General features: G+C 40.4%; 10 protein-coding genes. 9 read left to right on the forward strand and 1 reads right to left on the reverse strand.

Annotated elements, in window-relative coordinates:
* Positions 1–36 precede the first annotated feature (36 nt).
* The 9 genes from sbnA to sbnI all read left to right on the forward strand — a co-directional run bounded on the left by sbnA (position 37) and on the right by sbnI (position 11,406).
* Positions 37–1,023: a 2,3-diaminopropionate biosynthesis protein SbnA gene (gene sbnA, locus G8Y85_RS02850; protein WP_107368471.1), complete on the forward strand. Its 987-nt coding sequence runs from the start codon at positions 37–39 to the stop codon at positions 1,021–1,023.
* A gap of 112 nt (positions 1,024–1,135) precedes the next feature.
* Positions 1,136–2,146 (forward strand): N-[(2S)-2-amino-2-carboxyethyl]-L-glutamate dehydrogenase SbnB, encoded by a 1,011-nt coding sequence (sbnB, locus tag G8Y85_RS02855; RefSeq protein WP_165805393.1) that lies wholly within the window; start codon positions 1,136–1,138, stop codon positions 2,144–2,146.
* A 43-nt stretch (positions 2,147–2,189) separates the two neighbouring features.
* Positions 2,190–3,950, forward strand: coding sequence for a staphyloferrin B biosynthesis protein SbnC (gene sbnC, locus G8Y85_RS02860; protein ID WP_107368469.1), 1,761 nt, complete (start codon positions 2,190–2,192; stop codon positions 3,948–3,950).
* On the forward strand, positions 3,943–5,214 hold the full coding sequence (locus G8Y85_RS02865; RefSeq protein ID WP_107368468.1) for an MFS transporter: 1,272 nt from the start codon (positions 3,943–3,945) through the stop codon (positions 5,212–5,214). Before sbnC ends, G8Y85_RS02865 begins: the two co-directional genes overlap by 8 nt.
* Positions 5,204–6,889 (forward strand): IucA/IucC family protein, encoded by a 1,686-nt coding sequence (locus G8Y85_RS02870; RefSeq protein WP_165805398.1) that lies wholly within the window; start codon positions 5,204–5,206, stop codon positions 6,887–6,889. Before G8Y85_RS02865 ends, G8Y85_RS02870 begins: the two co-directional genes overlap by 11 nt.
* Positions 6,876–8,645, forward strand: a complete 1,770-nt coding sequence (gene sbnF / locus G8Y85_RS02875; protein WP_107368467.1) for a staphyloferrin B biosynthesis protein SbnF — start codon at positions 6,876–6,878, stop codon at positions 8,643–8,645. The genes G8Y85_RS02870 and sbnF overlap by 14 nt, the downstream gene beginning before the upstream one ends.
* Positions 8,626–9,399, forward strand: a complete 774-nt coding sequence (locus tag G8Y85_RS02880; RefSeq protein WP_107368466.1) for an HpcH/HpaI aldolase family protein — start codon at positions 8,626–8,628, stop codon at positions 9,397–9,399. Before sbnF ends, G8Y85_RS02880 begins: the two co-directional genes overlap by 20 nt.
* A 71-nt stretch (positions 9,400–9,470) precedes the next feature.
* Positions 9,471–10,682: a type III PLP-dependent enzyme gene (locus G8Y85_RS02885; RefSeq protein ID WP_107368481.1), complete on the forward strand. Its 1,212-nt coding sequence runs from the start codon at positions 9,471–9,473 to the stop codon at positions 10,680–10,682.
* Positions 10,642–11,406 carry a bifunctional transcriptional regulator/O-phospho-L-serine synthase SbnI gene (gene sbnI, locus G8Y85_RS02890; RefSeq protein WP_060552121.1) on the forward strand — a complete coding sequence of 255 codons (765 nt, stop codon included), beginning with the start codon at positions 10,642–10,644 and terminating at the stop codon, positions 11,404–11,406. The genes G8Y85_RS02885 and sbnI overlap by 41 nt, the downstream gene beginning before the upstream one ends.
* A gap of 110 nt (positions 11,407–11,516) precedes the next feature.
* Here sbnI and fabG read toward each other — a convergent pair whose 3' ends face one another.
* On the reverse strand, positions 11,517–12,275 hold the full coding sequence (gene fabG / locus G8Y85_RS02895) for a 3-oxoacyl-ACP reductase FabG (protein WP_060552120.1): 759 nt from the start codon (positions 12,273–12,275) through the stop codon (positions 11,517–11,519).
* Positions 12,276–12,393: the final 118 nt, after the last annotated feature.

Raw genomic sequence — 12,393 nt, forward strand, 5'->3', positions numbered from 1 at the left:
GAGAATGCGATATATCCTGAAATAGGGGGCAGTAAAATGAATTCAAATCAGCACAATCATTCTATTTTAGAGTGTATTGGCCAAACACCTATGGTTCAGTTAGCGTCACTTTTTGAGAATCATAAGGTTTTTGCCAAATTAGAATATATGAATCCTGGTGGCAGTATGAAAGATCGCCCTGCCAAGTACATTATCGAACATGGGATCGCATGTGGTGACATCACTAAAGATACGCATTTGATTGAGAGTACATCAGGGAACCTTGGCATAGCGCTTGCGATGGTAGCCAAAATTAAAGGTTTAAAGTTAACGTGTGTGGTTGATCCTAAAATTTCTGAGACGAATTTAAAAATCATAAAAAGTTATGGTGCACATGTGGATATGGTTCATACACCAGATGAAAATGGTGGCTATTTAAAGACGCGGATTGCACGTGTAAAAGAACTGCTCAATGAATCAAAACATGCTTATTGGATCAATCAATATGCGAATGATTTAAACTGGCAAGCCCATTATCACGGCGCAGGTACGGAAATCGTTGAGGCGATTGAAGGTCCGATCGATTATTTTGTGGCACCTGTAAGTACCACAGGCAGTATTATGGGCATGAGTCGCAAAATTAAAGCGCATCATCCAAACGCTAAAATTATTGCGGTAGATGCTAAAGGCTCTGTGATTTTTGGGGATACGCCAAAAAATCGTGAACTGCCCGGCATTGGCGCAAGCCGAATTCCAGAGATTTTAAATAAAAATGAAATAGATGACGTCATACATATAGATGATTATCAATCTACGAAAGGTTGTCATGAATTGGTAGAAAAAGAAGGTATTTTTGCCGGAGGCTCTACTGGTGCAATCGTTGCAGCAATACAACAATTAATCAAAAACGTAGATAAAAATCAAACCATCGTGACGATATTACCAGATCGAGGAGAGCGTTATTTAGATTTGGTGTATTCAGACACATGGGTACAGCGTTTAACGTGCGATACAGATGACGATACGGTGTTACATTCCGTATAAAAGTTGAGGAAAGTGTTCCTGGAGTGTGAAGGGAGACTAACGTCTCTATCAATACCCGCGAACATATAAGTGTTAATAATGTAAAACGATTAAAAAAGAGGAGTATACAAAGATGAAACATGAGATGTTGTATTTAAACCGAACAGATATTGAAAACGTTGGAGGTCATCATTCCAATATTTATGTTGAGGCGTTAACAGAAGCGCTAACAGCACATGCGCAACAAAAGTTTGTGCAACCATTAAAACCTTATTTGCGTGCAAATGGTAAAGACGGACATATAGCAGATAGAATCATTGCGATGCCAAGTTATATTGGGCTTAAGGACCCAATCTCTGGTATTAAATGGATTGGGAGTAAGCACGATAATCCATCGAAACGTCATATGGAACGCGCAAGTGGTGTCATTATTTTAAATGATCCAGAAACAAACTATCCGATCGCGGTAATGGAAGCAAGTCTTATTAGTAGTATGCGTACCGCTGCAGTTTCAGTGATTGCAGCACAACATCTAGCTAAAAAAGGCTTCACTGATTTAACAATCATCGGTTGTGGTTTGATAGGAGACCGTCAACTTCAAAGTATGCTAGAACAGTTCGATCATATCGAAAACGTCTATGTATACGACCAATTCGACAAAGCCAGTGCGACTTTTGTCGATACGTGGCAGGCACGACGACCAGATATTCATTTTATTCGAAGTACATCAGCAAAAGAAGCCATCGAGCATGGCGATGTTGTGATTACGTGTACGGTCACAGATCAACCGTATATCGAATATGACTGGTTAAAAAAAGGTGCGTTCGTTAGCAATATCTCGATTATGGACGTAAAAAAAGAAGTGTTCTTAAAAGCGGATAAAGTGCTTGTCGATGATTGGTCTCAAGCGAATCGTGAGAAAAAAACGATTAACCAACTGGTGTTAGAAGGCCGTTTTTCTGAAGAAGCGCTACATGCTGAGTTAGGTCAATTGTTAACTGGAGAAAAACCAGGTCGTGAAAATGATGATGAAATCATTTTACTCAATCCGATGGGCATGGCAATAGAGGATATTTCAAGTGCCTATTACATTTACAAAAAAGTGCGAGCTGAGGGGATTGGAACGACACTAAGCCTTTATTAAAAATGAAGCAGTCGACATTGTAATGGAATAAAGGAGTGTAAATATGAGCCATGTAGCAAACCATAATGAACAACTGGCGTCAAAAGTGATATTAAGTGATTTGATAGACGCACTGTTTTTTGAAGATGTTTTTGAACTGTACTCAAAAGGGCGCGTGATTCATCAAGATGAACAAACTTTATTTGTGTATCAACATGAAGACCAACGATTAGAAATTCCTGTGTATTTAAGCAGTTTAAATGTGTACCGGTTCGCGCGTTCAAAAGGAGAGGTCAAACTTTATACATCACATAAGACGATTACTTTAAATGCTGTATCACTTTGGGACACGCTTGTCATGATGCATCCAGATGAGGCTAAACAGCTGAATAGTGTGCGTTTTCGTGAAGGACTCGTACAGGCCTGTCAGCAATTGGCAGCGCAGTATCAAGGTTTAGACCTTGCAGAACATCCTTTTGTGCAATCAGAACAATTCGCTAGTCTCAAAGATCGTCCATTTCATCCATTAGCAAAAGAAAAACGTGGCTTAAATGCGTCCGACTATGCGCGTTTTCAAGTCGAATATAATGCGCCGATGTCATTGAAAGTGGTGGCGCTTCATCGAGACTGGGTGATGGCAAGTCAGCATGCCAATGAAACAACTTTACAACGCGCTTTAAACATCACGACTGATAATACATTTCATCAATATATGGAATCTCAGGGTCTGAATCCTGAAAACTATATGCTATTTCCTGTGCATCCTTGGCAGTTCAACCATGTGTTACCGCATTACTTTGAACAAGAGATAAAAGAAAAGGTGATTGTACCCCTTGATATGATGTGTGGTCGTTTTGTTTCATCCTCATCAATGCGCACATTGATTGATATTGAGCGTCCTTTTGACCATATTAAAGTTCCTTTTGCGATGCAATCGTTAGGTGCTTTACGACTCACGCCGACACGTTATTTGCTTAATGGTGAAAAAGGAGAGGCATTACTTGAACAAGTGAGGCAACAATCTGAATATCTAAAAACCCACCTTTTACTATGCGATGAAAAACAATGGTGGTCCTTCATCGCACCGTCTAAAAATATTTTTGAAGATCGTACGGGGCATTTAACCGTGCAATTGCGCCAATATCCAGAAGTTGTCAAAGAGGCCAACACAGTCGTCATTTCTATGGCTGCGCTTGCGATGGCAGATACGCGCGTACTTGAACCTGTCTTTGGTCATTGTGATTTTACGACAGAGGAAGTAGAAGCTATTTATCAAGATATCGTTACATCATTCATTCATACGCTATTTGCCTGCATGCGTCGCGGTATATTGCCTGAAGTGCACGGTCAAAATGTGCTCGTCGCATTTCAAAACGGTCGAGTACGCCAATTCATTCTTCGTGATCACGACACGGTGCGGATATATCCGGCTTGGATGACTCTAAATGGTATGGATGTGCCAGAATATGCGATTCGCAAAGATACACCGAATACTTTAATTAACGACGATTTGGAAACGTTCTTCACGTATTTTCAAACGCTTGGCATCTTAGTGAATGTGTATGCCATCATCGATACATTTGCGTCGCTTTATCAGCTTGATGAACAGCGATTAATGGCTTTTTTACGTCAAACGATGAAACAGGCGGTCGATGAGACAAAGTGGCCTAATGGTGCAGAGGAAGTACGACAGCTGCTTTTTGATAAAGAGACATGGCCATTTAAACGCATTCTCTTACCTTTATTACATCAAAAAGATTCTGGGGGTGGCAGTATGCCATCAAGTATTGGAGAGATTGTGAATCCAATGATGTCGTATGACTAGTGCGCATCTTTGGAAGCGTAACTTTCGCATTTTATGGAGCAGTCAATTTATCTCTATAGCGGGTTTAACGGTACTCGTGCCGTTATTACCCATCTATATCGCTTCATTAGAACAACTATCTGTAACAGAAATTCAACTGTGGAGCGGTGTGGCTATCGCTGCACCTGCTGTGACAACGATGATTGCGTCTCCATTATGGGGGAAACTTGGCGATAAAATCAGCCGAAAGTGGATGGTGTTACGTGCCTTAATTGGTTTAGGCATCTGTTTAATATTGATGTCGATGTGTACGACCGCATTTCAATTTGTACTTGTGCGCTTATTACAAGGTCTGTTCGGCGGTGTGGTAGACGCTTCGAATGCATTTGCGACAAGCGAAGCACCTGCGAATGAACGAGGAAAGGTGCTTGGACATCTACAAAGTTCCGTAAGTGCAGGGTCGTTAGTGGGACCTTTAGTCGGTGGTGTGTTAGCCACTGTCATCGGCTTTCAAACGTTATTGCTTTCAATTGGTATTGCCACATTTATCATTTGCGGTGTAGGCATGGTGACTTTAGTTGAATCGCATCATCGTAAGCAACAATGTGCGACACCACCGATGCAATGCGGTGTGAGAACATCATTTAGATGTTTGTTATGTACACATGTGACTTGCAGATTTATTATTGTGGGTATTTTAGCCAATCTTGCCATGTATGGCATGATGACCGCACTGGCACCACTTGTTTCAGGCGCCAATACAACGCTACTTGATGATAAGGCAGCTATAGGCTTGATTCAATCGGTCTTTTGGACAGCCTCAATATTAAGCGCACCGTTATGGGGCATGCTTAATGACAAACAATATGTGAAATATGTTTATATTGCAACAACGTTAATTTGTGGGCTCAGTGTCGTGTTACAAGGCGTGGCCACTAACTTCTGGATGTTGTTAATTTTTCGAATGATGCAAGGTTTTACATACAGTGCACTGATTCAAAGTGTGATGTTTGTCGTCGCAAATGCATGTCATAAAGATTTAAAAGGGACGTTTATTGGGTCGACGAACAGCATGCTGGTACTGGGTCAAGTAGTTGGAAGTATGACCGGTGCACTCATTACAAGTCACTATAACCCCATGATGACATTTATTGTAATGGGTATTATTTTTATCGCCAGTAGTTTTGTCCTGAAATCCTCACAGTTGAAATGTATAAAAGAAGATCAATCATTAATGAATCAATTATGGGAGTTGAAAGTACAACGTGCAAAACATTCAAAATAAAGCTATAGCTGAACAAGCAGCACTAGAACGCATGCTTAATGTGTATTTTAGAGAAAATCAATTGTATCACAATGCCCCAGAACATCAGCAATGGCACATTCGCTTAAATGATAACGAAACATTGATAGGCACATTTCTTTATTGGTCAATGATGGGGCATCATGTGTATCAAAAGCAGGTTTTCATAAAGAAAGGTGATGTGATATCACCTGTGACATGTCAACACGCCATTGAACGCCTCTTATCCATTTTTAAAGATGAAAGTAATCAAGCGCGTGTGCAAGACATCTACGCTGATATACAAAACAGTATGTCACGCACGGCGCACTACTTAAATGATAAAGATGACACACGTACAGTGGATCATTATATACAATCAGAACAATCATTGTATTTAGGGCATCCGTTTCATCCGACCCCAAAAAGTTCAAAAGGTTTTACATCAGAGGATTTAAAACGCTATGCACCAGAATGTCATACACATTTTCAACTTCATTATTTAAGTGTAGACGCCTCGCTTATATTGGCACGTGATGTAGAGGGACTCACGGATACGGTCACGAAAACGTTATATGAACTGGCATTCATGGACAAAGCGGATTTACCTCAAGGACATACATTATTGCCACTTCATCCGTATCAAATGCGTCACCTTCAAGAGGATCCTGTATTTAAGGCACAGCTTGATTGTGGACGCATCATAGATTTAGGGCAAAGAGGTCGGTCGGTCTACCCGACGTCTTCCGTTCGGACGGTATTTGAAAAAGCGCTCAATGTTTATTTAAAACTACCGATACACGTTAAAATCACTAACTTTATACGTACGAATAATTTTGAACAAATCGAACGAACGCTAGATGCTGCAACAGTCATTGCACACGTTAAAAATATGTTCGAGACCCCAACCTTTAAATTAATGTTTGAACAAGGCTATCGTGCGTTACACCTCGAGACGTCTTCAAGTGACAAAGATTGGATTACTGAAACGGCGTTAATCGTCCGTGAAGGTATCAATGAATATGACGAAAACAAAGACATTCACGTCCTTGCCAGTCTTTTTGAAACGATGCCAAATGCCACACATTCCATGTTGTACGATCGCGTTCAACAAAGTGGTTTATCTGTCGAAACTTGGTTACAGCGCTATTTAGATGTGATGATTCGACCGATGCTCACACTTTTTGCAACGACCGGTATTAGTTTAGAAGGCCATGTTCAAAATACGTTAATCCAGTTTCAAGAAGGTTTCCCTAAAGTGTGCTATGTACGTGATCTAGAAGGGGTATGTTTATCTGAAACGCTCGCACGTGAAGCACAACTCGTTCCCCAAATTGTAGGTTCGAATAGTCCAGTTGTCGAAACGCATGAGACTGCATGGCATCGCTTTAAATATTATGTGATCGTGAACCATCTCGGTCATTTGGTGTCAACACTTGGAAAGGCGACTGGAAATGAAGCGCAATTATGGCGTGTGGTACGCACACAATGCCAATCTTGGACGACAGATAAAAAGATACAACGTTATGTAGAAGATGTATTAGCTTCTGAAACGTTTTCTGCTAAAGCGAACTTTATGAGTAAAATCAAAAATTGCAGTGAAAATCCAATTTATATTAATATCCTGAACCCAATTCGTCATGTAGAGGAGGTCTCATCATTTGATGCAATCAATTGAACAACGTGTAAAAACACGTATCATGGCACAACTCATCACTTCGTTAATTTATGAAAAGATTGTCGTGTATACCATGACGCATCTTAAAGATAATATGCATCATGTTGAAATAAAAGGTGAACATGCATCCTATCATTTTGATGTACGTGTGACAGAGAGTTTTAATCGTTTACAACTCACGTCTCAAATTATGAAAGTGGGTGCAGATGGTACCGAAAGTCCGACATTAAATTATGCGCAATTATTGAGAGATGTCCAATATACATTCACAAAAGATACACAGAAAATTGAGCAATTTATCGGTGAACTCATACAAACAGAATTAAAAGATTGCCAAGCACTTATGTATAAATTGAACCATTATAAAGCCATACCTAAAACGTTTAATGCGCTCGAATCCTATGCGATGGAAGGGCACACGTATCATCCAAGTTATAAGTCACGCCTTGGATTTACCCTTGAAGAAAATTTGAAATATGGACCTGATTTTCAACCAACGATTCATTTAACATGGATTGCCGTACCTAAACATCACGTCCAACAAACGATTTCTCAATCTATTGTGCCTGAGCAAATTTTGAAACATCAACTTGGTCAAGAAACGGTTGATCAATTCACTGACACTTTACGTCAACACGTCGAAAACGTCTCAGATTATGTATGGTTACCCGTACATCCGTGGCAGTTTGACCATATGATCGCCAATCATTTTGCTGAAGCGTGGTTAAATGGTGACATTATATTTCTTGGGAAATCTAGAGAAGCCTATGTGCCCCAACAATCGATACGCACGTTGTCACCTGTCGAAACCGATAAATATTATATTAAAGTCCCGCTTAATATTACCAATACGTCAACGAAGCGGGTACTTGCACCGCATACAATAGAAAATGCAGCCAATATTACAGATTGGTTGAAACATATTCAAGCACATGATCCATATTTGCGAGACCAATTACGTACAGTGTTTCTAGGAGAGGTACTGGGGATGTCGTATGATCAACAGCATTTGCCAGAAGACAAGAGAACGGCAACTTACGGTGCATTAGGCGTGATATGGCGTGAAAATATATATCATTATTTAGAAGCAGGTGAAGAGGCGATACCATTTCATGCGCTTTATAGTAAAGACACTGAAGAACGCCCGGTCATCGATGGTTGGATACAACGATACGGTGCTGATAATTGGATGCGACAATTTATTAACGTTGCGGTGCGTCCATTAATACATATGTTGTATACGCATGGTATTGCTTTAGAATCTCATGCGCAAAATATGATGCTCATTCATGAAAAGGGCTGGCCAACACGTGTAGCCATTAAAGATTTTCATGATGGTGTGCGCTTTAAACGTGCGTTATTAAGCGATATCGCCAAAAAACCTCAACTTCAAGATACACCGGAAGCGCATCAACGCATTAATCGTAACTCGTTTATTGAAACCGATGATGTACAACTTGTTAGAGATTTTGTACTGGATGCCTTTTTCTTTATCAATATCGCGCAACAGATTTTATTTATGGAAGAGGCATACAACCTATCTGAATCGGATCAGTGGCACATGGTGTATGACTGCATACAAGATTATTTACGCGCGCATCCCAACTTGCCGCTTCAACAGCATTTCGATTTATTTGAACGAACGATTCAAGTTGAAAAATTAACGACACGTCGACTTCGCGAAGATAATGAACTGCGCATTCATCACGTGACGAACCCGTTAGGAGTGATCCACCATGATGGCGCTATCACTTAAAGAGAAACTGCAACGAGGCGAAACAGTATACGGCTTATTTAATTCGATTCCGCATCCGCTAGTTATTGAAATGATAGCAGCGAGTGGTTATGATTTCGTCATTATCGATACTGAGCATACGGCCATTAATGATGAAACCCTTGAACATATGATTCGCGCGGCTGAAACAGCTAGCATTACACCGATCGTCCGTGTAACGCAATCCATAGAACGGGATATTATTAAAGTGTTGGATATGGGTGCACGTGGCATTATCGTTCCACATGTGGAGAGTAAAGCACGCGCTGAAGAAATTGTTAAGCTAAGTCGCTATTATCCAGAAGGCATGCGCAGTTTAAATGGCGGTCGTATGCCACGCTTCGGAGAAATGCCGCTCACAGACTATATGGCTGAAGCCAATAATAGTATTGTGGTGATTGCGATGATTGAAAGTCAACAAGGACTTAACGCACTAGATGATATTGCCAGTGTCAACGGTATAGACATGATCATCGAAGGCGCCGCAGACTTATCTCAATCTTTTGGTAAACCTTGGCAAACGACAGATGAAGTTGTGCAAAAAGCGACAGCCTATATGTATAAAATTACGACACATCACCATAAAGCATTTATCGCTCTACCCCGTGAACACGCACAATTTAAGGCATGGAAAGACAAAGGTGTGAAGGCCTTTGTATTAGGTGATGACCGTGGTAAATTATACCGTCACTTAAAACAAGACCTTTTATCTTATAAAGGAGGTGAACCTTTGTGAACGCGAAACACGTAGAAAATCAAAACCGAACATTACTTAAAAAGGATTACATATACCAATTTTTAAGAGAAATGAAGGTATCCGGGTCCTCCATATGTCATTACATTTACGACCTTGATGCGCTACAACACCATATTTCACAAATTACAGCGTCGTTGCCTAAAAATTGTGACATGTATTATGCGATGAAAGCGAACAGTGAGACACGCATTTTACAAGCCATTGAACCCTACGTAGCAGGATTTGAAGTTGCTTCTCAAGGAGAAATTGACAAAGGGTGTGCGGTATTAAAGCCTAATCGCATGATTTTCGGTGGTCCCGGTAAAACAGATGAAGAACTTGATATGGCTATTACCCGGGGAATTAAGCGACTTCATATCGAGAGTGTACAAGAATTGGAGCGTTTAAATGCGCGTTTAGAGAAACATGATAGGACCATGCCTGTTTTATTACGTGTCAATTTATCGGGTCCATTTCCAAATGCGACCTTACATATGGCGGGGCGTCCAACACAATTTGGAATTTCTGAAGAAGAAGTGGATACAGTCATTCAACGTGCACTAGAATTACCACGTATCACGTTAGAAGGCTTTCATTTTCATTCCATATCTAACAATTTGGACGCGTCACTCCATGTTCAAATGATGCGTTTATACTTTATAAAGGCAAAACAATGGGCGGAAAAACACCACTTTTCATTGCAACACCTGAATGTCGGTGGAGGCATAGGGGTGAACTATCAAGATTTAGACGTACAATTTGATTGGGACACTTTCAATCAGGGGCTACACGAAGTCATTGAGCAAGAAGCAATGTCAGGCATAACACTTAACTTTGAATGTGGACGTTATCTAACCGCGCATATGGGCTATTATGCGACTGAAGTCATTGATATAAAACAAGTGCATGGCACACATTATGCCATTTTAAAAGGGGGCACGCAGCACTTTAGACTGCCGGTGTCTTGGCAACATAACCATCCATTAGAAATATGTGAGGTGGAGGCCTTTCCGTTTACTTTCCAACGACCCACGCTAACACAGAGTCAAGTGACGTTTGTCGGTCAGTTATGTACTCCAAAAGATGTGTTTTCAAAGGATCGTATGACGCCTCAAGTAAGGATGGGAGATGTGGTTGTCTTTCAATATGCTGGGGCATATGGTTGGTCGATTTCACATCATGATTTTTTAAGCCATCCGCACCCTGAATTCGTCTACTTGCAAGATACAAAGGAGGAAGAAGATGAAGCAAATGTATCAAAATTTAAAACTCATTCCCATTGACCAAATTGTTTTACATGAAACATTTGAACCTTGTCGACTTGAAAAGACCAAAACCAGTATTGAAGCAGATCAGTTTATACGTCATCCCATTTTAGCGATACAAATTCGAAGCGGTAAATATATGGTTATCGATGGTGTGCATCGATATACGAGTTTGAAAGCATTAGGATGTCAGTTAGTCCCCGTGCAAATAATTAATGAAACGCAATATTCAATTGAAACATGGCATCATAAGGTGCCATTTGGAAATTGGTGGTCTCATTTACAGCACGATGATGCGTTACCTTGGACGACTGAAATTCGCTCTGAACGTCCATTTATTACGATGTGTAAAGGTTCCTATGAACAGTATTTATATCGCAAAGATCTTGGGAATGAAAAGTTCAAGGCATGGGATAAAGTAGTTGAAAGTTATACCGATGCATGTGCAGTGGAACGCGTCGCACATTGTGAAGGGGTTTGTACAGACGACGCTTATGTGATGATGAAGTATCAGCCTTTAGACATTGAGGAAATAGAAACCGTTGTGGAGCGTGGAGAAACAGTTCCTGCGGGTGTGACCCGCTTTAATATTTCAGGACGGTGTTTAAACCTTCAAGTCCCACTGAAGATTTTAAAAAGTCATGATAAAGGCAGTGTCCATTTAGCGTGGTATCGTTTTTTGAAAAACAAAATGATGAATACACGTTGTTACACTGAAAAAGTGTACCTTGTGGAACAATAAATTAAATTAAGAGAGACGAATCGTCTACACTTTAATGGTGCTGAACGCGCATGTAGTGTAGACGATTCGTGTTTTAAATAACGCTATTTAGAATGTAAAAATATGACTTATTAATCTTTAATGGCATCGGGTTCCTCTGGCAAGATCTGCCCACCATCAATAACGAGACTTTGACCAGTAATAAATTTCGCTTCAGGTGCAGCAAAAAATGCTACGGCATACCCGATATCTGCAGGTTCTCCTAATTCATGGGTTGGAATGATATTACGTGTCCCTTCTAAATAGGCTTCACCTTGTGCTTTGAGGCCTTCCGTAAGTACGTTACCTGGTTGTACCGCATTGATTGTAATACCGTACTTTGCATATTCAAGAGCGGCACTGCGCATATAGCCAAGTTGTCCCGCTTTCGTCGCACCGTAATGTGCCCATCCAGGATAACCTGTGATAGGACCTGTCACAGAAGAAGTAAGAATCACACGACCATAATTCTGCTGTTTCATTTGTTTGAGCACCGCTTGTGTCACAAGAAATGTACCTTTTAAGTTGATATTTTGGATGTTATCCCAATCCGCTTCTGTTAACTCTTCAATTTCAATTTGTGGATATACACCAGTATTTGAAGCTAAAATATCTATTTTTCCATGTTCTGCTACAATTGCCTCAACCACAGCGTCAATAGTCTTCTTATTCGTGACATCTAACTTATAAAATTGTCCTTGAATGGCTTGTGCAGTTTGTTGTCCGTTGACTTCATCAATGTCGCCAATAATCACCGTTGCACCGGCTTTCGCTAAAGCTTCGGCAATCCCTTTACCAATCCCATTTGCACCTCCAGTAACGAGTGCAATGTGTTCAGATAAACATATCATCCTCAGTCACGTCCTTTTCCATATTTTGCTTGTTTCCTACACTTTAATTATGTAATAAAAAAGTGTAAAAATGGTATGAAAATTGCGTGAATTTCTATGTTGTTTTCTAATGAAAATG

Source organism: Staphylococcus sp. 11007852 (assembly GCF_011394325.1).
Taxonomy (GTDB): domain Bacteria; phylum Bacillota; class Bacilli; order Staphylococcales; family Staphylococcaceae; genus Staphylococcus; species Staphylococcus agnetis.